This is a genomic window from Usitatibacter rugosus, from assembly GCF_013003965.1.
GTDB lineage: Bacteria > Pseudomonadota > Gammaproteobacteria > Burkholderiales > Usitatibacteraceae > Usitatibacter > Usitatibacter rugosus.
Window position 1 is genome coordinate 663,452 of record NZ_CP053069.1, and the last position, 23,507, is coordinate 686,958.

21 protein-coding genes are annotated in these 23,507 nt (G+C 68.2%); 18 read left to right on the forward strand and 3 right to left on the reverse strand.

All coding sequences use genetic code 11. The annotated features are described in order from the left end of the window. Window positions 1-5: 5 nt before the first annotated feature. Window positions 6-1,214 (reverse strand): histidine phosphatase family protein, encoded by a 1,209-nt coding sequence (locus tag DSM104443_RS03455; RefSeq protein WP_171089479.1) that lies wholly within the window; start codon window positions 1,212-1,214, stop codon window positions 6-8. A gap of 248 nt (window positions 1,215-1,462) precedes the next feature. Here DSM104443_RS03455 and mraZ point away from each other — a divergent pair, with 248 nt between their 5' ends. The 16 genes from mraZ (at window position 1,463) to ftsZ (ending at window position 19,051) form a co-directional block, all read left to right on the forward strand. Continuing rightward, on the forward strand, window positions 1,463-1,909 hold the full coding sequence (gene mraZ / locus DSM104443_RS03460) for a division/cell wall cluster transcriptional repressor MraZ (protein ID WP_171089481.1): 447 nt from the start codon (window positions 1,463-1,465) through the stop codon (window positions 1,907-1,909). A 60-nt stretch (window positions 1,910-1,969) separates the two neighbouring features. After that, window positions 1,970-2,911 carry a 16S rRNA (cytosine(1402)-N(4))-methyltransferase RsmH gene (gene rsmH / locus DSM104443_RS03465; protein WP_171089483.1) on the forward strand — a complete coding sequence of 314 codons (942 nt, stop codon included), beginning with the start codon at window positions 1,970-1,972 and terminating at the stop codon, window positions 2,909-2,911. A 1-nt stretch (window position 2,912) separates the two neighbouring features. Beyond that, window positions 2,913-3,221 carry a cell division protein FtsL gene (ftsL, locus tag DSM104443_RS03470; protein WP_171089485.1) on the forward strand — a complete coding sequence of 103 codons (309 nt, stop codon included), beginning with the start codon at window positions 2,913-2,915 and terminating at the stop codon, window positions 3,219-3,221. Beyond that, the gene (locus DSM104443_RS03475; protein ID WP_171089487.1) at window positions 3,218-4,963 is read left to right on the forward strand and encodes a peptidoglycan D,D-transpeptidase FtsI family protein; all 1,746 of its coding nucleotides are present in this window, start codon (window positions 3,218-3,220) and stop codon (window positions 4,961-4,963) included. Before ftsL ends, DSM104443_RS03475 begins: the two co-directional genes overlap by 4 nt. After that, window positions 4,960-6,456, forward strand: a complete 1,497-nt coding sequence (locus tag DSM104443_RS03480) for a UDP-N-acetylmuramoyl-L-alanyl-D-glutamate--2,6-diaminopimelate ligase (RefSeq protein ID WP_171089489.1) — start codon at window positions 4,960-4,962, stop codon at window positions 6,454-6,456. The genes DSM104443_RS03475 and DSM104443_RS03480 overlap by 4 nt, the downstream gene beginning before the upstream one ends. Beyond that, window positions 6,453-7,811 (forward strand): UDP-N-acetylmuramoyl-tripeptide--D-alanyl-D-alanine ligase, encoded by a 1,359-nt coding sequence (locus DSM104443_RS03485; RefSeq protein WP_171089491.1) that lies wholly within the window; start codon window positions 6,453-6,455, stop codon window positions 7,809-7,811. The genes DSM104443_RS03480 and DSM104443_RS03485 overlap by 4 nt, the downstream gene beginning before the upstream one ends. Then, window positions 7,801-8,886, forward strand: coding sequence for a phospho-N-acetylmuramoyl-pentapeptide-transferase (gene mraY / locus DSM104443_RS03490; protein WP_171089493.1), 1,086 nt, complete (start codon window positions 7,801-7,803; stop codon window positions 8,884-8,886). Before DSM104443_RS03485 ends, mraY begins: the two co-directional genes overlap by 11 nt. 4 nt (window positions 8,887-8,890) lie before the next feature. Continuing rightward, the gene (gene murD / locus DSM104443_RS03495) at window positions 8,891-10,261 is read left to right on the forward strand and encodes a UDP-N-acetylmuramoyl-L-alanine--D-glutamate ligase (RefSeq protein WP_171089495.1); all 1,371 of its coding nucleotides are present in this window, start codon (window positions 8,891-8,893) and stop codon (window positions 10,259-10,261) included. Beyond that, window positions 10,261-11,418 (forward strand): putative lipid II flippase FtsW, encoded by a 1,158-nt coding sequence (gene ftsW, locus DSM104443_RS03500; protein ID WP_171089497.1) that lies wholly within the window; start codon window positions 10,261-10,263, stop codon window positions 11,416-11,418. The genes murD and ftsW overlap by 1 nt, the downstream gene beginning before the upstream one ends. Next, window positions 11,415-12,527, forward strand: coding sequence for an undecaprenyldiphospho-muramoylpentapeptide beta-N-acetylglucosaminyltransferase (gene murG, locus DSM104443_RS03505; protein ID WP_171089499.1), 1,113 nt, complete (start codon window positions 11,415-11,417; stop codon window positions 12,525-12,527). Before ftsW ends, murG begins: the two co-directional genes overlap by 4 nt. Continuing rightward, window positions 12,517-13,929: a UDP-N-acetylmuramate--L-alanine ligase gene (gene murC / locus DSM104443_RS03510; RefSeq protein ID WP_171089501.1), complete on the forward strand. Its 1,413-nt coding sequence runs from the start codon at window positions 12,517-12,519 to the stop codon at window positions 13,927-13,929. The genes murG and murC overlap by 11 nt, the downstream gene beginning before the upstream one ends. Before the next feature lie 7 nt (window positions 13,930-13,936). Next, a complete protein-coding gene (murB, locus tag DSM104443_RS03515; protein WP_171089503.1) occupies window positions 13,937-14,836 on the forward strand; it encodes a UDP-N-acetylmuramate dehydrogenase in 900 nt (299 codons plus the stop codon). 175 nt (window positions 14,837-15,011) lie between these two features. Continuing rightward, window positions 15,012-15,938, forward strand: a complete 927-nt coding sequence (locus tag DSM104443_RS03520; RefSeq protein ID WP_171089505.1) for a D-alanine--D-alanine ligase — start codon at window positions 15,012-15,014, stop codon at window positions 15,936-15,938. Next, window positions 15,935-16,645, forward strand: a complete 711-nt coding sequence (locus DSM104443_RS03525) for a cell division protein FtsQ/DivIB (protein ID WP_171089507.1) — start codon at window positions 15,935-15,937, stop codon at window positions 16,643-16,645. Before DSM104443_RS03520 ends, DSM104443_RS03525 begins: the two co-directional genes overlap by 4 nt. Next, a complete protein-coding gene (ftsA, locus tag DSM104443_RS03530; RefSeq protein ID WP_171089508.1) occupies window positions 16,642-17,886 on the forward strand; it encodes a cell division protein FtsA in 1,245 nt (414 codons plus the stop codon). The genes DSM104443_RS03525 and ftsA overlap by 4 nt, the downstream gene beginning before the upstream one ends. A 16-nt stretch (window positions 17,887-17,902) precedes the next feature. Next, window positions 17,903-19,051 carry a cell division protein FtsZ gene (ftsZ, locus tag DSM104443_RS03535; protein ID WP_171089510.1) on the forward strand — a complete coding sequence of 383 codons (1,149 nt, stop codon included), beginning with the start codon at window positions 17,903-17,905 and terminating at the stop codon, window positions 19,049-19,051. Between the two features lie 699 nt (window positions 19,052-19,750). On the opposite strand, the gene DSM104443_RS03540 is transcribed toward ftsZ, so the two are convergent. Both DSM104443_RS03540 and DSM104443_RS03545 read right to left on the reverse strand, forming a co-directional pair. Further along, complete coding sequence (locus DSM104443_RS03540; RefSeq protein ID WP_171089512.1) at window positions 19,751-20,341, reverse strand: glycine zipper 2TM domain-containing protein; 591 nt, start codon at window positions 20,339-20,341, stop codon at window positions 19,751-19,753. Between the two features lie 105 nt (window positions 20,342-20,446). Next, the gene (locus DSM104443_RS03545; protein ID WP_171089514.1) at window positions 20,447-21,094 is read right to left on the reverse strand and encodes a hypothetical protein; all 648 of its coding nucleotides are present in this window, start codon (window positions 21,092-21,094) and stop codon (window positions 20,447-20,449) included. A gap of 148 nt (window positions 21,095-21,242) precedes the next feature. Here DSM104443_RS03545 and DSM104443_RS22000 point away from each other — a divergent pair, with 148 nt between their 5' ends. Beyond that, a complete protein-coding gene (locus DSM104443_RS22000; RefSeq protein WP_171089516.1) occupies window positions 21,243-22,535 on the forward strand; it encodes a DUF3300 domain-containing protein in 1,293 nt (430 codons plus the stop codon). 39 nt (window positions 22,536-22,574) lie between these two features. Next, a complete protein-coding gene (locus DSM104443_RS03555; protein WP_212756921.1) occupies window positions 22,575-23,504 on the forward strand; it encodes a DUF2950 domain-containing protein in 930 nt (309 codons plus the stop codon). Window positions 23,505-23,507 lie beyond the last annotated feature (3 nt).

Sequence of the window (23,507 nt, forward strand, 5' to 3'; positions counted from 1 at the left end):
ACGCATTACGGCTTCGCATTCGGATTCGGCGCGGGGTTTGGCGCCGCGACCAGCGCGGCCCAGTCGTCTATCTTGAGGCGCGCGACGATGATCCAGCCGCCGCCCTCCACCGCACGAATCACCGTGGCTTCGCCTTCTTCCGGCTCGGGTAACCCCGCCGTATCCATGAGCCCGTTGCCGTGGCTCACGATCACGCGCAGGCCTGTCTTCACCGGGGTGGCGAGCAACGCCTCGAGCCGTGAGTAGTCGGCGCGTCCGCCCGCGACCGGCGCCCGGCCGCGCACCGCGTCGTCCTCACGAGCCTCGCCGGTGATGAGCCGCGCGGTTTGCATCGTGCGGCAGTAGGGACTCGAGAGCACCTCGGTGACGGGGAGCTTGAGGGTCTTGAACACCTCGCCGATCTTCCGCGCCGCCTCGCGTCCCTCGGCGCTGAGGTTGCGCTGCGTGGCGCAGTCCTTCGCGACGAACGGCGGGCGATCCTTCTGCGAGTGGTCGGTGATGGAGTGGCGGAAGAAGATCGTGAAGCCGCCGGCCTTCAGCGCATCGGCGAGCGCGCCGCCCGAAAGCTTGAGGTCCGGGTCGGGCAGCGATGTGCGTTGTTCGATTGGCGGGCGGTTGGCGGGATTCGCAAGCGCCTTCCAGTCCTCCGCGCGCAGGCGCGCGACCACGAACAGCTTGCCGCCTTCGGGCTTCAACACCGCGCCTTCGGCCTCCTGCAACACGGGCGCGCCGAAGAGCACGTCCCAGGCGTTGAAGTGCCCGACCACGATGCGGTTCGTGCCCGCGGCCGGCGGTGCCGCCATCAGCCTCCCGATCTTCGTGAAGTCGCCCTCGAGATTGCCGGCCTTGGGGTCGCGTATGGATTCTTCGGGCGTGGGTGCGCGGCCGGCGATTCCCTCCGCGGTCTCCATCGTCCGGCACATCGGGCTCGCGAGCGCCTCGCCAATGGGGATGCCGAGTGCCTTCATCGATTCGCCGATCGATCGCGCCTGGGCCTTGCCGCTCCCGACGAGGCACAGCATGCGCGGGCCGGGAACGCCGGTGCGGTCGCGCTCGGCATGGCGGAAGTAGAGCGTGTAGCCGCCCGCGCGCAGCGCTTTTACGAGCGCCTCGCCCTCGAGCGCGTGCTTCGGATCCGGATTTCCCCCGGCTGGTTGGGCCAGAGCGGCCTGGCAGAGCGCCAGGGCGAGCGCGGCGATGGTGCGGCGCAGCATGGTTACCCCCAATCCTGACAATCGACTTTCACATCGATTTCTATCTCATTGAATTAACAGGAAATCACTTTCCTGAGCGGCGGCGCAGGAACCTTCGCTAAGCCATTGTCGCACAAGCAAAAACTGCAAATCTGCCCCTTGACTCCCCCAAATGAGGCCCGTAGAGTGTGGATAAGTGGGAAAAATTGGGATTCGATGGAAAATCGGTTACTTAGCCGGTACCTCGAGCCTCGAAACGGGGGAGCACGGTGTTTCAGGGAGCCTCGCAGATCAACCTCGACGCGAAAGGCCGCATGGCGGTCCCGACGCGCTTGCGCGATCCGCTTACCCAGGGCGGCACCGTGGGCGTCGTGCTCACGGCGCATCCGGACGGCTGCCTGCTCCTCTACCCCACGCCGGCCTGGGAGCCGGTGCGCACGCAAGTGATGGCCTTCCCCAGCACCAACCAGCAGGCCAGCTTGTGGAAGCGCCTCCTCATCGGTTTCGCCGAAGACCTGTCGCTGGACGGAGCAGGCCGGCTGTTGATCTCCCCGGAATTGCGGACGTACGCGCGCATCGACAAGCGCGTGATGTGCGTCGGCCAGGGGACGCACTTCGAGATCTGGGACCTCGAGGGCTGGAACGAACAGCTCGAGAGGTTGCGATCCGGCGGCAATCCGCAGTTGCCGCCGGGAATGGAGAACTTCTCCCTGTGACGCGGCGCGAGACATCGGTGCTCCCGCCGCTTCCAGAAGAAGAAAGCGAAGCCGTTCCCGATGTCCCCGTCCCAACCACCCGTGAGTGAGGTCGCCCATGTCCCGGTCCTTGTCGAAGAAGCTGTTGCCGGTCTCCGAATCCGTGAAGACGGTGTCTACGTCGATGGCACCTTTGGCCGCGGCGGGCACAGCGCGGCCATCCTCGCCCGTCTCGGTCTTCGCGGAAGACTTTTCGCTCTTGATCAGGACCCCGAGGCGCATTCGCATCGCGCGCTCGAAGATCCGCGTCTTGAGCTGATCCACGCGAGGTTCTCCACGATGAAAGCCGCGCTCGCCGCGAGGAACATCCACCGCGTGGCGGGCGTGCTGCTCGACCTGGGCGTCTCGTCGCCCCAACTCGACACGGCTGTGCGCGGCTTCAGCTTCATGCGCGACGGCCCGCTGGACATGCGCATGGACACGACGAGCGGCGAGACAGCCGCCGAGTGGATCGCGCGCGCCGAAGAACAAGAAATCAGGGAGGTCATCTGGCGCTATGGGGAAGAACGGTTTGCTAAACAGGTTGCAGGAGCGATTGTTGCGGCACGGGAGCTCGCCCCGATCGAAACAACCCGCCAGCTTGCCGAGGTCGTGGGTCGCGCGGTCCGGACACGCGAGCCGGGGCAGAACCCGGCGACCCGCACGTTTCAAGCTCTTCGGATTTACATCAATCGGGAGCTTGAAGAGCTGGAGGTAACGCTGCCGCAGGCGGTGGAGGTGCTGGAGCCGGAAGGCCGTCTCGCGGTGATCAGCTTCCACTCGCTCGAGGACCGCATCGTCAAGAATTTCATGCGCGAGCAGTCGACGGCCGACAAGCTGCCGAAGAACGTCCCGATCCGCGAGAAGGACATTCCGCCCGCGCCCCTCTCGCTCGTGGGCAAGGCCGTGAAGCCTTCCGACGCCGAGGTCGCGCGCAACCCCCGTTCGCGCAGCGCCGTGCTGCGGGTGGCCGAGAAGAACTGACATGGCGCGCCTCAACTTCGTCCTGCTGGCCGTGCTCGTCGCCTGCGCGATCGGAATGATCGCCGCGCAGCACCACGCGCGCCGCGCGTTCATCGCGCTGGAGAGCGAGCAGGCGGCGACGAAGAAGCTCGCCGAGGAATACACGCAGCTCCAGCTCGAGCAGGGGACGTGGGGCACGCACAAGCGCGTCGAGGCGGTCGCCGCGAAATCGCTCGGCATGAAGCTGCCGGACGCGGCGAGCACCACCGTGATCACCGTGGCCTCCTCCGTGGACGCTCGGGCCTCCTCCGGGGACGGTCAAAAGAAATGAGATTCGAGAAGCGCACGCCGCAGCTTCGCCTCAAGCTCGAGGGCTGGCGCTCGCGCGTCGTCCTCGGCCTGGTCGCGCTCGGCTTCGCCGTGCTCGGCGGCCGCGCATTCTATTTGCAGGGCATGAACACCGGCTTCCTCCAGGCCAAGGGCGAAGCGCGCTACGGCCGCGTGCTGGAGATGCCGGCTTCCCGCGGCCAGGTGCGCGACCGCAACGGCCAGCCGCTCGCGATCTCCACCGCCGTCGAGTCGATCTACGCCAGCCCCGACGACGTCGAGGTGGACGAGAAGAAGCTCGCGCGCCTCGCCGACACGCTGGGCGTGGACGCCGCGGAGCTTCGCCAGAAATTTGCCAACAAGGATCGCCAGTTCGTCTTCCTCAAGCGCCAGATCTCGCCCGAACAGGCAGTGAGAGTGATGGAGCTGGGAGTGCCCGGGGTCTTCCAGCAACGCGAATACCGCCGCTACTACCCCGCAGGCGAAGTGATGGCTCACGTGGTGGGGTTCACCGGCATCGACGACAACGGCCAGGAGGGCATCGAGCTCGCCCAGCAGAAGCGGCTCGCCGGCGTTCCGGGATCGCGCAAGGTCATCAAGGACCGCAAGGGCCGCATCGTCGAGGACGTCGGCAGCCAGCGCGCACCGAAGGACGGCGAGGCGATCACGCTCTCCATCGACCAGCGGCTGCAGTTCCTCGCGCACCGGGAGCTGAAGGCCGCCGTCGAGGCGAACCGCGCGAAGGGCGGCTCGATCGTGATCCTCGACGCGAAGACGGGCGAGGTGCTGGCGCTCGTGAACCAGCCCGACTACAACCCGAACAACCGCACCGCCGTCACCGGCAAGCAGACGCGCAACCGCTCGGTGACCGATGTCTACGAGCCCGGCTCGACGATGAAGCCGTTCACCGTGGCCGAGGCGCTGGAGACGGGCGTCGTGAAGCCGACCACGCTCGTGCAGACCGGCGCGGGCCAGATGCAGCTCGCCGGATGGACCATCAACGACACGCACGCCAACGGCACGCTCACCGTGGCGCAGGTGATCCAGAAGTCCTCGAACATCGGCACCGCGAAGATCCAGCTGCAGATGCCGCCGGAGCGCATGGGCACCTTCTACAAGGAGCTCGGCTTCGGCTCGGTGCCGGCCACCGGCTTTCCTGGCGAGGCCAAGGGCCTGATGCGTCCGTGGGCCACGTGGAAGCCGATCGAGATGGCGACCATGTCGTACGGCCACGGCATCGGCGTCTCCGTGCTGCAGATCGCGCGCGCGTACACGATCTTCACCAACGAGGGCCAGCTTTTGCCGTTGTCGCTCGTGAAGCGCGAGGACAAGCCCCTCGGCCGGCCACTCATCTCGCGCGACACCGCGGGCGAGGTGACGGCGATGATGGAGCTCGCCGTGATGCCGGGCGGCACCGCGCCGCGCGCGCAGGTGCCGGGCTACCGCGTCGCCGGCAAGACCGGCACGGCCCACAAGCCGGAGAACGGCGGCTACGCCGAGCACAAGTACGTGTCCTCGTTCGTCGGCTTCGGCCCGGTGACGAACCCGCGCTTCATCGTCGCGGTGATGATCGACGAGCCCGGCCTCGCCAAGTACTACGGCGGCGACGTCGGCGCGCCGGTCTTCAGCTCGGTGATGGGCAGCGCGCTTCGCATGCTGTCGGTGCCGCCCGATGCGCCCGCCACGCTCAACGTGAAGGTCGATCCGTCGCCCGCGCTCACGCCCGCCAAGGGAGTCGAGGGATGATCGCCGCCGCGGAGTTCGACGTGGCCACCGCCACCTTGCTCGACCACCTCGCGCAGCTCGGCGTGCCGTTGGCCGACCTCACCGCCGACTCGCGCTCCGTGAAGCGCGGCTCGATCTTCGTCGCCTATCCGGGCACCGCCCGCGACGGGCGCGCCTTCATCGTCGATGCAATCACGCGCGGTGCCGCCGCCGTGCTGTGGGAAAGCGGCGACGGCTTCGAATGGGACGAGCGCTGGAACGCGCCCAACGTCGGCATCGAGGGCCTGCGCGCGCGCGTCTCGCAGATCGCGGGCCACGTCTACGGAAATCCGTCGGACTCGCTCTGGATGACGGGCGTGACCGGCACCAACGGCAAGACGTCGGTCGCGCAATGGGTCGCGCAGGCGATGGATTCGCTCGGACGGCGCTCCGCGGTGCTGGGCACCCTGGGCAACGGCCTGGTGGGCGAGCTCTCGGAAGCGAAGAACACCACGCCCGATGCGATCGTGCTGCAGCGCCTGCTCGCGGAATACCTGAAGCGCGGCGCCCGCGCCGCGGCGATGGAAGTCTCTTCCCACGGACTGGACCAGGACCGCACGACGGGCATCAAGTACGACGTCGCCGTGTTCACCAACCTCACGCGCGACCACCTCGACTATCACGGCACGCTCGAGGCGTATGCCGAGGCGAAGTACAAGTTGTTCGGCTCGCGCGGGATCAAGGCCGCGATCGTGAACATCGACGACGACTGGGGCGTGCGCTTCGCCAAGCGCCTGGCCGCGAGCCCGATCCCGCTCGTCACCTACGGCACGGGCGCCAGCGGCAACCTGCGCGCCTCGAAGATCGGCCTTTCGGAAGCGGGCGTGCGCTTCCAGCTCGAGGGCGACTGGGGCAACGCCGTGGTCGCGGCCCGGGTGCTCGGAGCCTTCAACGTCTCCAACCTGCTCGCGGTGCTGGGTTCGCTGCTCTCCGCCAACATTCCGCTCGAGGACGCCGTGCGCGCTGTCTCGGGCCTGCAGCCGGTCACCGGAAGGCTCGAACGCCTCGGCGGCGGTGCGGATCCGCTGGTCGTCGTCGATTACGCCCACACGCCCGATGCGCTCGAGAAGGCGCTTGCCGCGCTGCGTCCGGCGGTGGCCGCGGGACATCGCCTCATCTGCGTCTTCGGCTGCGGCGGCGACCGCGATCCCGGCAAGCGCCCGATGATGGGCGAGGGCGCGGCGCGTCTCGCCGACCAAGTGATCGTCACCAGCGACAACCCGCGCGGGGAAGATCCCGCCGCGATCATCGCGCAGGTGATGTCAGGCATTCCGCAAGGCAAGGCGGAAGCGATCGAGGACCGCCAGGTCGCGATCTTCGCCGCCGTGCACCACGCGAACCCGGGCGATGTCGTGCTGCTCGCGGGCAAGGGCCACGAGACCTACCAGGAGATCGCGGGCGTGCGCCATCCGTTCAGCGATGTCGAGGTTGCGCGCGCGGCGCTCGCGCGGCGTGCGGGCGCGGAGCACGAATGATGACGCTCTCCGCAGCCGCCCGCGTCCTGCACGGACGCCACCTCGGCCCCGAAGCCATGATCGCGGGCGTCACGACCGACAGCCGCACCATCGCCACGGGCGACCTCTTCGTGGCGTTGAAGGGCGATCGGTTCGACGGCCATGAATATGTCGCCGACGCGATCGGCCGCGGCGCCGCCGCCGCGATGGTCTCGCGCGAGATCGCCGCCGACCCGCCGTTGCCGCTCGTCGTCGTGGACGACACGCGCCTCGCCCTGGGACAGCTCGCGTCCGAATGGCGCTCGCGCTTCTCCCTGCCGCTGGTGGCGCTCACCGGCAGCAACGGCAAGACCACGGTGAAGGAGATGATCGCCGCGATCCTGGCCGAGCACTGCGGAGCGCGCGAGCCCGTGCTCGCGACCGCCGGCAACTACAACAACGACATCGGCATGCCGCTCACACTCCTGCGGCTGCGCGACCGCCACCGCTACGCCGTGATCGAGATGGGCATGAACCATGCGGGCGAGATCGACTACCTCACGCGCATCGCGCAGCCCACGGTGGCGCTCGTGAACAACGCGCACCGCGCGCACGTGGGGCTGCTGGGCAGCGTCGCGGCGATCGCGCGTGCCAAGGGCGAGATCTACGCGGGCCTGCGTCCCGGCGGCGTGGCGCTCGTCAACGCGGACGATCCGTACGCCACCGCGTGGAAGGCACTCAACCTCGACCGGCGCACCGTGACCTTCGGGCTGGGCGACACCGCCGACGTTCGCGGCCACGTCGACGGCACGCAGCTGCAGGTGATCACGCCGACGGACGCCTTCGCCGTCACGCTGCAGGTGGCGGGCGAGCACAACGCCAGCAACGCCGTCGCTGCGGCAGCGGCGGCCTTCGCGCTCGAGATTCCGCCGCGCGCGATCCAGCAGGGCCTGAACGGCTTCGCGGGCGTGCCGGGCCGACAACAGCGCCGCGTCTCCAGCCAGGGCGCCGCGGTGATCGACGACACGTACAACGCCAATCCCGATTCGATGAAGGCCGCGGCCCGCGTGCTGGCCCTCGCACCCGGCCGCAAGGTCTTCGTGATGGGCGACATGGGCGAGCTGGGCGACGACAACGCCGCGCTGCACGCCGAAGTCGGGGCCTTCGCCAAGGAGTGCGGCGTGGACCGCTTGCTGGCCCTCGGCGAGGCGAGCCGCGAAGCGGTGCGCGCCTTCGGCCCGGGCGCCGAGCACTTCGCCAGCCTCGAAGCGCTGATGGACGCCGCGAGATCCGAGGACCAGGCCGGCACCACGATCCTCGTGAAGGGCTCGCGCTTCATGCAGATGGAGCGGGTGGCCGAAACGCTCGCACCGGGAGGAGGGCGCCATGCTGCTTGAGCTCTTCCAGTGGCTCGCCACCAAGGAGCGCATCTTCAACGTGTTCCAGTACATCACGCTGCGCGTGGTGCTGGCCGCGATGACGGCGCTGCTCATCTCCTTCATCGTCGGCCCTGCGATGATCCGCCGCCTCACGGCCTACAAGATCGGCCAGTCGGTGCGCGACGACGGCCCGCAGACGCACCTGATCAAGATGGGCACGCCCACGATGGGCGGAGCGCTGATCCTGGTCTCGGTCGCCGTCACGACGCTCCTGTGGGCGGACCTGCAGAACCGCTACGTGTGGATCGCGCTGGTCACCACGCTCGGCTTCGGCGCCGTGGGCTGGGTCGACGACTGGCGGAAGGTCGTGCACCGCAATCCCAAGGGCCTCTCGGCGCGCGCCAAGTTCTTCTGGCAGTCGGTGATCGGCACGGGCGTGGTCTGCTTCCTCGCGTACAGCGCGAAGCTGCCGCAGCAGACGGAGCTCATCGTGCCGTTCTTCAAGACGGTCGCGATCCCGCTGGGCGTGATCGGCTTCGTGATCCTCGGCTACTTCATGGTCGTGGGCTTCTCCAACGCGGTGAACCTCACCGACGGTTTGGACGGCCTCGCGATCATGCCCACGGTGATGATCGCCTCGGCGCTCGCCGTCTTCGCGTACGTGACGGGGCACGCGGGCTTCTCGAAGTACCTCGGCTTCCCGTTCATCTCCGGAGCGGGCGAGCTCGCGGTCTTCTGCGGCGCGATCGCCGGGGCCGGCCTCGCGTTCCTCTGGTTCAACGCCTACCCGGCGGAAGTCTTCATGGGCGACGTGGGTGCGCTCGCGCTCGGCGCCGCGCTCGGCATCGTGGCCCTCATCGTCCGGCAGGAAATCGTGCTGCTGATCATGGGCGGCGTGTTCGTGGTCGAGACGCTCTCCGTGATGATTCAAGTGGCCTCGTTCAAGTTGACGGGCAAGCGCGTGTTCCGAATGGCACCGCTGCACCACCACTACGAATTGAAGGGCTGGAAGGAGAACCAGGTCGTGGTCCGCTTCTGGATCATCACCATGATGCTGGTCCTCTTCGGTTTGTCGACGCTGAAACTTCGATAAGGAGATGAGCGATGACTGGAAAGGCAGGCAGGTTCTCGTTCTCGGCCTGGGTGACTCGGGGCTTTCGACGCTTCGTTGGCTGGCGAAACGGGGAGCGCTGTTGCGCGCAGCCGATTCGCGAGCGTCGCCTCCGGCCCTGGGAAAGATCCGTGAAGAGCAGGCGGGCCTCCGCCTGGATCTCGGCGCCTTCGCGCCGGCCCTTCTGGAAGGCGTGGACACGATCGTTGCGAGTCCGGGTATTGCGCTCCGGGAGCCGATCCTTCGCGAAGCCGCGCAGCGCGGCATCGAGATCGTCGGCGACATCGAGATCTTCGCGCGCGAGCTCCGCGGGAAGGGAAACGCACGCGTGATCGGCGTCACGGGCACGAACGGAAAGTCGACGGTGACGGCGCTCGCCTGCGAGATGGCGCGCGCCGCGTCGCTTCGTGCCCAGGCCGTGGGCAACATCGGCCTGCCCGTGCTGGACGCGCTCGAGGCCGCGGAATCGCAGCCCGTGGACGTGTGGGCGGTGGAGCTCTCCAGCTACCAGCTCGAAACCACCTCCCATCTCGCGTGCGACGCCGCGACGGTGCTCAACGTGACGCAGGACCACCTCGACCGCTACGAATCGATGGCGCACTACGCGGCGGCGAAGGCGCGCATCTTCCGCTCGTGCCGCACGCGCGTGGTCAATCGCGATGACCCCGTCACGCTGGCGATGTCGGAGCGCACGTCGAGCACCTTCACTTTCGGGCTGGGCGTGCCGGAGAACGACACGGAGTGGGGCCTCGATGAAGCGCGCCGCGCCGTGCGCCGCGGCAAGCGCGAGCTCTTCGCTTTGGACGAGGTCGCGATTCCCGGGCTGCACAACGCGATGAACGCGATGGCGGCCCACGCGCTCGGCACCGCCATCGGGTTGCCCGAGGACGCGATGGCCCAGGCGATCCGCGATTTCCGCGGCCTGCCGCACCGCGTGCAGCTCGTGGCGGAGACGGGCGGCGTGCGCTTCTACGACGATTCGAAGGGCACCAACGTCGGAGCTTCCGTGGCCGCGCTGGAGGGCTTCACGCAGCCGGTCGTGCTGATCGCCGGTGGCGACGGCAAAGGCCAGGACTTCTCGCCGCTCGCACCCGCCGTGAAGGCGAGGGCGCGCGCGGTGGTGCTGATCGGGCGCGACTCCGAGGCGATCGCGAAGGCGCTCGCGGGGACCGGCGTCACGCTCGAGCGCGCGAGCTCGATGGAGCAGGCGGTGCGCACGGCGCACGCGCTCGCCAAGCCCGGCGACGCGGTGCTGCTCTCGCCCGCGTGCGCGAGCCTCGACATGTTCCGCAACTACGGCCATCGCGGCGAAGTGTTCGCTGCCGCGGCGCGCGCCGTCGTGGAGGGCGTACGGTAATGCCCCTCTATCGGCAGCCCGTGCCGCAGGATCTCGGCCTGGACCAGGGCTTGCTCTGGTCCGCGCTGCTGCTGCTGTGCATCGGCCTGGTGATGGTCTACTCCGCGTCCATCGCGATGGCGGAGGCCGAGCGCTTCACGGGCTTCCGCTCCAGCTTCTTCCTCGGCCGGCACGCGACCTACCTCGCGATCGGCGTGGCGACGGCGGCGGCGCTCTTCCGCGTGCCGCTGTGGGTGTGGCAGAAGGCCTCGCCCTGGCTCTTCATGGCGGGCGTGGGCCTGCTCGTGATCGTGCTGATCCCCGGCCTCGGCCGCGAGGTGAACGGCAGCCGCCGCTGGATCCCGTTCGGCATCGCCACCTTCCAGCCCTCGGAGCTGATGAAGCTCTTCGTCGTGCTCTACGCCGCCGACTACACGGTGCGCAAGGCCGCGTTCATGGACGACTTCCGCAAGGGCTTCCTGCCGATGTTCGCGGTGATGACGTTCGTCGCCGCGCTGCTGCTTCGCGAGCCGGACTTCGGCGCGCTGGTCGTGATCACCACGATCGCGATGACGATCCTCTTCCTGGGCGGCTTGAACTGGCGCCTGTTCGCGGGCCTCGCCGTGCTGCTCGCGGTGGCGTTCGTCGTGCTGATCATCTCCTCGCCCTATCGCTTCCAGCGGATCGTGGGCTTCATGGATCCGTGGAGCGATGCATACGGCAAGGGCTACCAGCTCTCGCACTCGCTCATCGCCTTCGGGCGCGGCGAGTGGCTGGGCGTGGGCCTGGGCGCCAGCGTCGAGAAGCTTTTCTACCTGCCCGAGGCGCACACCGACTTCCTGCTCGCGGTGATCGCCGAGGAGTTGGGCTTCGCCGGCGTGGCGGTCGTGATCACGCTCTTCCTCTTCCTCGTGCACCGCGCCTTCGCCGTGGGACGGCGTGCGGCGAGCCTCGAGCGTTACTTCGCGGCCCTCGTCGCTCAGGGCATCGGCGTGTGGCTCGCGGCCCAGGCGTTCATCAACATGGGCGTGAACATGGGCCTGCTGCCGACCAAGGGCCTCACGCTTCCGCTGCTCTCGTTCGGCGGCAGCGGCATCGTCGTGAACTGCATCGCGGTGGGCATCCTGCTGCGCGTCGATCACGAGAACCGATACCTCATGAAGGGTGGGTCGCTATGAACCACACCATCATGATCATGGCGGCCGGCACCGGAGGACACGTGTTCCCGGGCCTCGCGATCGCCAAGGAGCTGGTGGGGCGCGGCTGGAGCGTGGTGTGGATGGGCACGCCCACGGGCATGGAGAACAAGCTGGTCGGCGATGCCGGCTACCCGATGGTCACCGTGAACATGACCGGCGTGCGCGGCAAGGGTGCGGGCGCGTGGCTGAAGCTCCCGCTTCGCATCATGGTCGCGTACTGGCAGGCGACGAAGGCGATCTTCCGCTACAAGCCGCACGTGGTGCTCTCGATGGGCGGCTACGTCGCGTTCCCTGGCGGAATGATGTCGGTGCTGTGGGGCCGCCCGCTCGTCGTGCACGAGCCCGGCGCCGTGGCCGGGATCACCAATCGCATCCTCGGGATCGTCGCCAACCGCGTGATCGTGGGCATGGAAGGCTCGTTCGACCGGCCGATCGCAGAGGCGTACGCCAACCACATTCCGAAACCGCGCCGCGTCGACTGGCTCGGTACGCCGGTGCGATCCGAGATCACCTCGCTTCCGCCGCCCGAGCAGCGCTTCGCGGGCCGCGGCGGGCCGCTGCGCCTGCTGGTCGTGGGCGGCAGCCTCGGCGCGCAGACGATGAACGACCTCGTGCTGGCCGCGCTGAAGGCGATGCCCGAAGCCGACCGCCCGCACGTGGTCCACCAGGCCGGCGCCAAGTTGCACGCCAAGCTCGCCGACGACTATCGCGAAGCGGGCGTGCTGGGCGAGGTCGTGCCCTTCATCGACGACATGGCCTCGCGCTACGCATGGTGCGACGTGATCGTGTGCCGCTCGGGCGCGGTGACGGTCGCCGAGATTTCCGCCGCGGGCCTCGCCTCCATCCTCTTTCCGCTGCCGTGGTTCGTCGCCGACGAGCAGATGGCGAACGCCCGCTTCCTCTCCGACCGCGATGCCGGCATGACGCTGGCGCAGCTCGAGACGAAGCCCGAGGGCCTGGCCGCGATCCTGCGCGGGCTCACGCGCGAGCGGCTGATGGAGGTCGCGAGCAAGGCCCGCGCCCTGGGCAAACCCGGCGCGACGGCTGCGTGCGCCACCGTATGCGAGGAGCTTTGCCGTGCGGCATAAGGTGAAGCGCATCCACTTCGTCGGCATCGGCGGTTCGGGCATGTCGGGCATCGCCGAAGTGCTCGGCAACCTTGGCTACACGGTCACGGGCTCGGATCTCTCCGAGAACTCCGCGGTGAAGCGCCTTCGTGAGATGGGCATCAAGGTCGCGATCGGCCATGCCGCGGCCAACGTCGCGGATGCGGATGCCGTCGTCGTGTCGTCCGCCGTGAAGCCCGACAATCCCGAAGTCGTGAAGGCCCGCGAGACACACGTGCCGATCGTGCCGCGCGCGATGATGCTGGCCGAACTGATGCGCTTCAAGCAGGGCATCGCCATCGCCGGAACGCACGGCAAGACGACCACGACCTCGCTCGTGTCCGCGATCCTGGCCGAGGCCGGGCTCGACCCGACCGTCGTGATCGGCGGGCGCTTGAACTCCATCGGCACCAACGCCAAGCTCGGCAAGGGCGAGTTCCTCGTCGCGGAAGCCGACGAGAGCGACGCGTCGTTCCTGTATCTCCAGCCCGTGATCTCCGTCGTCACCAACATCGACGCGGATCACATGGACACCTACGAGCAGGACTTCGAGAAGCTGAAGGGCGCTTTCGTCGAGTTCCTCGGCCACCTGCCGTTCTACGGGCTCGCCGTGCTCTGCAAGGACGATCCGCACGTGGCCTCGATCATGTCGCGGGTCACCAAGCCGATCCTCACCTACGGCATCTCGTCGGAAGCGGACCTGCGCGGCGAGCACGTGCGCTGGGCGGGCGGCCAGATGAAGTTCACCGCCGTCTCGTACATCAACCACTTCAAGCCGCTCGAGGTCACGCTGAACCTGCCGGGCGAGCACTACGTGAGGAACGCGCTCGCCGCGATCGCCGTGTCGCGCGAGGTGGGCGCTTCCGAGGCCGCGATCCAGAAGGCGTTGATGGAATTCACCGGTGTGGGCCGGCGCTTCCAGCGCTACGGGGACGTCGCGCTCGTCGAGGGCGGGACCTACGCGCTCGTGGACGACTACGGCCACCATCCGGTCGAGATGGCCGCGACCATCGCCGCGGCACGCGGGGCCTTCCCCGGACGCCGCCTCGTGGTCGCCTTCCAGCCGCATCGCTACACCCGCACGCGCGACCTCTTCGAGGATTTCGTGCGCGTGCTCTCGACCGTCGACGAGCTGGTGCTGGCCGACGTGTATTCCGCCGGCGAGGCAGCGATCGTCGCCGCCGACGGCCGCTCGCTCGCCCGCGCGATCCGCGTGGCCGGCAAGGTCGAGCCGGTGTTCGTCGAGGAGGTCGGTGCGATGCGCGAGGCGGTGCTCGATCGCGTGAAGGCCGACGACGTGGTCCTCGTGATCGGCGCCGGATCCATCGGCGGGCTGGCCCCGGAGCTGTCGATGCCGGCCCTCACGAAGCGCAAGCGGAGCTGAGATGGAGATGAGCGACCTCCCCCGCCTCCGCCGCGACGAACCGATGGCTCGCCACGTGAGCTGGCGCGCCGGCGGCGCCGCGCGCACCTTCTTCCACCCCGTGGGCCTGGACGAGCTCTGCGCGTTCCTGCGCGACCTGCCGGCGGGCGAGCCGGTCCTGTTCGTCGGCCTCGGCAGCAACCTGCTCGTGCGCGACGGTGGCTTCCCCGGCACCGTGATCCACACGCACCACGCATTGATCGGCATCACCGACGAGGCTCCGCTTCGCTTCACCGCGATGGCGGGCGTTCCCACGCCACACCTCGCCCGGCACGTCGCCAAGCACGGCGGCGCCGGCGCGGAATGGATGGCCGGCGTGCCCGGCACGATCGGCGGGGCGCTCGCGATGAACGCCGGCTGCTACGGCGGCGAGACGTGGCGCCACGTGGCGTCGGTGCAGACCGTGGACCGCTCGGGCGTGCTGCGCTCGCGTGCGCCTTCGGACTTCGACATCGGCTACCGCCACTGCGTCCCGGCGACGCCGCGCGACGAATGGTTCGTGTCCGGCACGTTCGAATTCAAGCCGGGCGTCGAGGCCGAGGCGATGGCGGGCATGAAGCAGCTGCTCTCGCGCCGTGTGGCCACGCAGCCGCTGAACCAGCCGAACGCGGGCAGCGTCTTCCGCAACCCGCCGGGCGACCACGCGGCGCGGTTGATCGAATCGTGCGGGCTGAAGGGCCACGCGATCGGCGGCGCGCAGGTCTCGCCGAAGCACGCGAATTTCATCGTAAACCTCGGCACGGCGACGGCGCTCGACATCGAGTCGCTGGTCGACCACGTGCAGGCCGAGGTGCTCGCGAAGACGGGAATCGAATTGATCCGCGAGGTGCGGATCGTGGGTGATGCAGCTGTGGGCAAACAAGGTTGAAACACGGAATGGAAACACAGAGGACACAGAGGCGGCACAGAGGACACAGAGGAAACCCAATGCGAATCTTGGGTCGGGATCGTCATGACCATCCCCGTGCGATCCCACGGCTCCCTTTTCACTGTGTCCTCTGTGCCCCCTCTGTGTCCTCCGTGTTGAAGAAGGAAGTTCACTGATGCACGGAATGGGCAAAGTCGCGGTCTTGATGGGCGGTCCGTCCGCGGAGCGCGAGATCTCCTTGATGTCCGGCAAGGGCATCCTCGCCGCGCTTCGCGAGAAGGGCGTGGACGCGCATGCCTTCGATCCGGCCGAGCGCGAGCTCTTCGACTTGAAGCGCGAGAAGTTCGACCGCGCCTTCATCGCGCTGCACGGCCGCTTCGGCGAGGACGGCACCGTGCAGGGCGCCCTCGAAGTGCTGCGCATCCCCTACACCGGCAGCGGCGTGATGGGCTCGGCGCTCGCCATGGACAAGTGGCGCACCAAGCTCGTGTGGCTCGCGGCCGGCATTCCCACGCCGCGCTTCGCGATGGTGAAGCGCACCTCCGATTGGGACAGGGTCGCCGACACACTTGGCATGCCGCTCATCATGAAACCGGTGCGCGAGGGCTCGACGATCGGCCTCACGAAAGTGATGCGCATCGCCGACCTGCCCGAGGCCTACGAGCTCGCGGCGAAGTACGACGACCTCGTGATCGCCGAGGAATTCATCGCCGGGCAGGAGCTCACGGCCTCGGTGCTGGGCGAGGTCGCGCTGCCGCTGATCCGCATCGAGGCGCCGCAGGGCAACTACGACTACCAGAACAAGTACTTCACCGACGACACGCGCTACCACTGCCCCTCGGGCATTCGCGCGGAGGTCGAGGACGAGATCCGCAAGCTCACGCTGAAGAGCTTTCGCGTGCTGGGCTGCCGGGGCTGGGGGCGCGCCGACGCGATGCTGCGTCCCGACGGCACCTTCTCCTTCCTCGAGATGAACACTTCGCCCGGCATGACCAGCCACAGCCTCGTGCCGATGGCCGCGAAGGCGACCGGCATGCCGTACCCGGATCTCTGCGTGCGCATCCTCGAAGGCGCGGCGCTCGACGGGAGGCCGCCCGCATGAACCTCGCCCTGCGGATCGCGCTCGGAACCGTCGCCGTCACCGCGCTGGCCGGCGGCTGCTGGTACGCGTACACGAGCGCCAACGCGCAGCCCGTGATGAGCGTCGGCTTCACCGGCGAATCCGATCGCATCGCGCGCGAGGACCTCGACAAGCTGGCCGAAGCAATTCGCGCCATGCCGCCCGGTGCCGCCACGCTCTCGAACGTGCGCGAGGCCGCCCGCAAGCTTCCTTGGGTGCGCGATGCCAGCGCCCGCCGGCGCTTCCCCGACGGCATGGAAGTGCAGCTGGACGCCTACGAAGCGATGGCGCGCTGGAACGACGGCTTCCTCGTGAGCCCGGACGGCGAGGTCTTCCCGGGCCGCAGCGCGGACAAGCTCCCGAAGTTCCTGGGACCCGACGGCTCGGCCGCGGAAATGACGCACCAGTACACGGGCATCGCGAAGGCCCTCGCCCCGCTGGGCTCGCCGATCGAGGAGCTGCGCCTCTCGCCGCGCGGAGCCTGGCAGGTGGGCCTGGAGTCGGGCCTGGTGCTGGAGCTCGGCCGCGGCGACGTGGTCGCGCGCATCGAGCGCTTCGCCGCCGCCTGGCCGCAGCTCGTGCAGGGCGCGCCGCGCTACGCCGACCTGCGCTACCCGAACGGATTCGCATTGAAGCGCCCGGCCGAAGCGCCGGCTCCGAAAACCGCCAGCAAGACGAAGAAAGCATGATCGATCCCCGCAAACGCGATACCCGCCACCTCCTCGTCGCCCTCGACGTCGGCACGTCGAAGATCGTGACGCTGGTCGCCGAGATCACGCCCGAGCACACGCTGAACCTGATCGGCATGGGCAGCCATCCGTCGCGGGGCCTGAAGAAGGGCGTGGTCGTGAACATCGAGTCCACGGTGAACGCGATCCAGCGCTCGCTCGAGGAAGCCGAGCTCATGGCCGACGCGAAGATCAAGGAAGTGATCACCGCGATCGCCGGCAGCCACATCAAGTCCTTCAACTCGCACGGCATGGTGGCGATCAAGGACAAGGAAGTGCAGCAGTACGACATCGACCGCGTGATCGAGACGGCGCGCGCCGTGAACATCCCGGTCGAGCAGCAGGTCCTGCACATCCTCGAGCAGGAATTCATCATCGACGGGCAGGGCAGCGTCCGCCAGCCGCTCGGCATGAGCGGCATGCGCCTCGAGGTGAAGGTGCACATCGTGACCGGCGCCGTGTCGGCCGCGCAGAACATCATGAAGTGCGTGCGCCGGTGCGGGCTCGAGGTGCACGACCTCATGCTGCAGCCGCTCGCGTCCTCCGACGCCGTGCTGCTCGACGACGAGAAGGAGCTGGGCGTGTGCCTCGTCGACGTGGGCGGCGGCACGACCGACATCGCGGTCTTCACCGACGGCGCCATTCGCCATACGAGTGTCATCCCGATCGCCGGCGACCAGATCACCAACGACATCGCGATGGCGCTTCGCACGCCGACCAAGGATGCCGAGGAGCTGAAGATCCAGCACGGCGTGGCGCTCCGCCAGCTCGCCAGCACCACCGAGATGATCGAGGTGCCGGGCGTCGGCGAACGCGGCCCGCGCGAGCTCTCGCGCCAGACGCTCGCCGAAGTGATCGAGCCGCGCGTCGAAGAACTCTATTCGCTCATCCAGCGGGAGCTTCGCTCCTCCGGCCTGGAAGAGTTGCTGTCTTCCGGAATCGTCCTCACGGGCGGTTCCTCGTTGATGCGAGGCATGGTCGAGCTGGGGGAAGAGGTCTTCCACATGCCCGTCCGGGTCGGCGTTCCCAACTACACGGGCGCGCTCTCCGAAGTGGTTCGCAATCCGCGCTACGCCACCGCCGTGGGCCTGCTGATGGCCGGCCTCGACCAGGTGAAGCGCGAGCAGCACGCACGCATGCAGGGCCAGGGGTTCAAGGACGTATTCGAACGCATGAGGTTGTGGTTCAAGGGCAATTTCTAGAAAAAAGGAGACGACGATGATCGAGCTGTTGGAAAGCACCTCGCCGGAAGCGGTGATCAAGGTGGTCGGCGTGGGCGGCTGCGGCGGAAACGCGGTCGACCACATGATCAACAACGGAGTGAGCGGCGTGGAGTTCATGACCATGAACACCGACGCGCAGGCGCTGAAGCGCTGCCTCGCGAAGACCACGCTGCAGCTGGGCCATGGCATCACCAAGGGCCTGGGCGCGGGCGCGAATCCCGAAGTCGGGAGACTCGCCGCGGAAGAAGACCGCGAACGCATTTCGGAGCTGATCCAGGGCGCCGACATGCTCTTCGTGACGGCCGGCATGGGAGGCGGCACCGGGACCGGTGCGGCGCCCGTCATCGCGCAGATCGCGCGCGAGATGGGGATCCTCACTGTCGCGGTTGTCACGAAGCCGTTCGCGTTCGAGGGCAAGCGCCAGAAGGTGGCTGCCGTCGGGATCGACCAGCTCAAGCAACATGTCGACTCGCTGATCATCATCCCCAACGACCGCCTGATGCAGGTGCTGGGCGAGGACGTCACGTACGAAGACGCGTTCCGCGCCAGCAACGACGTGCTGAACGGCGCCGTCGCGGGCATCGCCGAGGTGATCAACTGCCCCGGCACGGTGAACGTGGACTTCGCCGACGTGCGCACGGTGATGAGCGAGAACGGTGTCGCGATGATGGGATCGGCCACCGCGTCGGGACCGGAACGCGCGCAGTGCGCGGCCGAGCAAGCCGTGCATTCGCCGCTGCTCGAGGACATCCACCTCTCGGGCGCGCGTGGCGTGCTGGTGAACATCACCGCGAGCAAGACGATGAAGCTGAAGGAAGTGCACGAGGTGATGAACACCATCCGCTCGTTCACCGCCGAGGACGCGACCGTGATCTACGGCAGCGTGTTCGACGAGTCGATCGGCGACGCGCTTCGCGTGACCATCGTGGCCACGGGCCTCGGCGGGCCGCAGGCGCAGCGCCAGCAGCCGGTGATGCAAGTGGTGCAGCGCACGGGAACGGACGACGCGCAGGGCGTGAACTACGAAGAGCTGGACCAGCCCACCGCGATCCGCCGCCGCCGGGACCATACGATCGAGGCGCTGCGGCATTCGGGCGTCGAGATGCTCGACATTCCGGCGTTCCTGCGCAAGCAGGCGGATTGATGTTGCTGCTCTAGGAAGGCCCGGACCTCCGGGCTTCGCACTCGCTGGACCTGCCGCCGATCGTCTCCCGGCGGCGGGTGCCGCACTTTCACGGGCCCGCCTCGCGCGGGCCCGTTTTCACTTTTGACTCCCTACACCGCTGCTCGCGATTCAACATGTGAGGAGGGCGAGGGGGTCGGTCGGTCTTTTGTCGTTCGGCACCCGGATCTGGCGGATCGTGGACTCGTCGGGTGCGGCCGTCGTGTCGATGTCGCTTGCACAGGTTGCGGGGGCACATCCGTCACCGCGCTATTGCACCGCACTCCGACGCGAACGGTTCATTCCGCCAGTCCTCTCGCCGAACGAAAAAAGCCCGACGCGACCCCCTGCCCTCCACGACCGTGTGTGATTCGGTGTTCATCGTGGAGCACGACGTCTGCGGCCGCCGATCTTCGGTACCGAACGTCGTATCCGACACGGCCGCGGGGGACAGGGGGCGCGTGGGTCTCTTTTCCTTCGGCGGGAGGACTGGCGAATGGACCGTTCGCGTCGGAGTGCGGCCAAATCATGCGGCCTACGCACTTCGATCCGCACTCGTCGCAAGTGACGTCAACGCGACGACTCCCTACGAATAGTCCACGGTCCGCCAGATCCGGGTGCCGAACGGAAAAAGACCTACCGCCCCCTCGTCTCCCTCGACTGTTTACCGCGCAGCCGAGATCAATAGCGCGGCGGACGCGGGCCGGGCGGCGGCGGGGGCGGGGCGTGCTCCGGCGCCACGGGGCGCACATCGACCGCGACCCTGAGGCGCGGGCCCGGATCGTGCGGCAGGCGCGTGCGCAGCTCGTGGCCGTTGTAGAGGTAGCGCACGTCGTAGCCGACGGTGGCCTCGCGCACTTCCTCGACCTGGCGGCACTTCTCCACCTGGCGCGTGGTGGGCACGCGCTCGACTTCCGTGGCCTGCGCCTGGTTGTTGCGGTCGACCTGGTTGCCGATGGCGCCGCCGGCGATGGTGCCGGCGATGGTGGCCGCCGTGTTGCCGCGGCCGCTGCCGACCTGGTGGCCCGCCACGCCGCCGATGATGGCGCCGAGCACGGTGCCCGGGCCGATGGAGGCACCGGTGTCGGTGCGGGTGACGGTGCGGTTCTCGTAGGTGCGCACCTGCTCGTTCCAGCACTCTTCGCGCTTGATCGGGATGCGCTCGATCACGGGGCGCGACTCGAGGACGCGGGCACTGTCGGAGAAGCCCTGCGCGAACGCGGCGGGCGAGAGGACGGCGAATGCAACGGCGGGAAGCAATAGGCTCTTCATCGGGGCTCCGGAGAGTTCTTGGTGTCTGCCCCCATGTAACGCGCGAACCCCGGCCGCGGATGACCGGTGCGGCGACACCCGCGAGGGTGTCGCCGGACTACGACGCTACTTCTTGGCGGGTGCGGGTGCGGGTGCCGGGGCCGGAGCCTTGGCCGGTGCGGCAGGCACGGGATCGAGCGCGACGGCGAAGGCCTCGGTGTACGTGATCTCGACCTGGTCGCCGACCTTCGCGAGCTTGTACTGGGCCGGATCCTGCACCTTGACTTCGCGCGGTGCGCCTTCGGGACCCTTGAGGGTCACCGTCTGCTTCTTGTCGTCCATCGCGATCACGTTGGTGACGACCTTCGTCTGGCGTCCCGCGACGGCCGCGGGAACTTCGCCCGGCTTTGCCTTCGCCATGCCACCGGTTTCGGTTTTCGCGACCGGAGCCGTGCCACCTTTCTTCAGCTCGATCGACAGCGCCTCGACGTACTTCACGACGACCAGGTCGCCGGCCTTGATCATGTCGAAGTTCTTCACCTCGGGCCCGAGCGTGAGCGTGACGGGCTTGTCGTCCGGCCCGCGCAGCGTGACCGCGCGCTTGGCGCGATCGACGGCCTCGACCTTCGCCGTGGCAGTCACGGTGTTGGTGTCGACGCGCTTCCCGGGCGCCGAAGCTGTCGTGGAGGTGGCGCCTCCCGCGGGTTGCTGCGCGAGCGCGGCCGTGGCGGCGAGCGACGCGGCGAGGAGGGCGAGGGCGTACGTGCTTTTCATGCGAAATCCCCTGTCAGGAGTAGTAAGGAGTGGAGCGGACCCGTAGGATGCACCGAAATCCCGCCCTGCGTGGATGGGACCAAAGTACGATATGACGTCCGAACCGCGCCGGACGATAATCGCGGCAAGCAGCCCCTGGAGGAGTCCCATGAGACGCAGAATCGAAGTCCTGGCGGCATGCGCCGTCACGCTGACCCTGCCGCTGGCCTGGGCCCAGCAGCCCGCCGCCACCGGACAGCAGATGGCGCCGCCCGCGGCGAAGCCCGCCACGCAAACGGCCGCGGCTCCTGCCGCCGGTGCAAAAACCTTCTCGCAGCAGGACCTCGACACGATCCTCGCGCCGATCGCGCTCTACCAGGACGCGCTGCTCGCGCAGATCTTCATGGCGTCCACCTATCCGCTCGAGGTCGTCGAGGCCGCGCGCTGGTCGGCCGCGAACCCGGGCGTGAAGGACAAGGCGCTCGAGGACGCGATGCAGAAGCAGACGTGGGATCCGAGCGTGAAATCGCTCACGTCGGTTCCGACGGTGCTGAAGCAGATGAACGACAAGCTCGACTGGACGCAGAAGCTGGGCGACGCATTCCTCGCGCAGCAGAAGGACGTGATGGACACGGTGCAGTCGCTGCGCTCGAAGGCCGCGCAGAACGGCAACCTCAAGTCCACGCCCGAGCAGAACGTGAAGACGGAGAAGGAAGGCGACAAGACGGTGTACATCGTCGAGTCCGCCAAGCCCGACGTCGTCTACGTGCCGACGTACAACCCGAGCGTGGTCTACGGCACGTGGTGGTATCCGTCCTATCCGCCCTACTACATGTACCCGCCGGGCTATGTGTATGCGCCGGGTCTCGCCTTCGCGACCGGCGTGGTCGTGGGCGCCGCGATCTGGGGCAACATCGGCTGGCGCGGCGGCGACGTGAACATCAACGTCAACAAGTACAACAACTTCAACCGCACCAACATCAGCAATAACAACAACAACTGGAACCACAACGCCGATCACCGCAAGGGCGTCTCGTACCGCGACCAGGGCACGGCCCAGAAGTACAACCGCGGCGGGAACCAGGCGGCGGCGCAATCGCGTGAGCAGTTCCGCGGGCGTACGGAATCCGCGGGGCTTGGCGCCGATGCGCGTGGCAACGTCGGCAGTCAAGGCGGGCAGGGCGGCCAGCGCCTGTCCTCCAGCGACCGCAGCGGTGGCAGCGGCAATTTCGGCGGAGGCGATCGCGGCGGTAGCGGTGGCGGCAACTTCGGCGGTGGCGACCGCGCAGGCGGCGGTGGCAGCTACGGCGGCGGTGCCTCGGCGGGGAGCCATTCCCGCGGCGGCGGCAGTGGCGGCTTCTCCGGCTCCGGCAGCGGCGCCTCGACGCGCGCGGCGAGCTCGCGCGGCTCCATGAGCCGCGGCGGCGGCGGCGGTGGACGAGGCGGCGGCGGACGCCGTTAGGCCCGCATCGGCCCGTCACCCATCGAACAAGGAACAGCCATGAACCTGATGAGAATTTCTTCCCGCATCCTCGCCACCACGGCAGCGGCGCTGGCCTTCGGGGCCTTCGGGGCCTTCGCGGCCACGCCGGCGCCCACGCAGCAACGCACGTTCGCCACCGCCGATGAAGCGGCGGCCGCGCTTGCCGAGGCGGTTCGCTCGGGCGAGGGGAACAAGCTCCTCGCCGTCGTCGGACCCTCCTCGAAGAGCTGGCTCTTCACGGGCGACGAAGTCTCCGACCGCGCCGACTGGAAGCGCTTCCTCGAAGGCTACGACAAGAAGAAGTCCGTGAAGGCGGAAGGCGACGCGAAGGCGACGCTCGTCGTGGGCGACGACGACTGGCCCTTCCCGGCCCCGATCGTGAAGAAGGCCGGCAAGTGGTCCTTCGACGTGAACGCCGGAAAAGAGGAAGTCATCAACCGCCGCGTGGGCCGCAACGAGCTCGACACGATCCAGGTGCTGCTCGCGGTCGTCGATGCGCAGCGCGAGTTTGCGCAGACGCACGACGGCGCGTACGCGAAGCTCTTTCGCTCGACCACGGGCAAGCAGGACGGCTTGTACTGGGCCACGAAGGCCGGCGAGAAGCCGAGCCCGCTGGGCGCGCTCGCGGCCGAGGCCGCTCGCGACGGCTACGGCGGAAAGGCCGGCGGCAAGATCGAGCCCTTCCACGGCTACAGCTACCGGATCCTCACCTCGCAGGGTAAGAGCGCGCAGGGTGGGGCGTACGACTACGTGGCGGGCGGCCGCATGATCGGCGGCTTCGCGGTGCTGGCGTTTCCGGCGAACTACGGCATCTCCGGCGTGAAGACCTTCATCGTGAACCACGACGGCGTCGTGTACGAGAAGGATCTCGGAGCGGGCACGGCCGATGCGGCCGCGAAGATCACGAAGTTCGATCCTTCGAAGGGATGGGAAAAGGTGCCGCAGTAACGC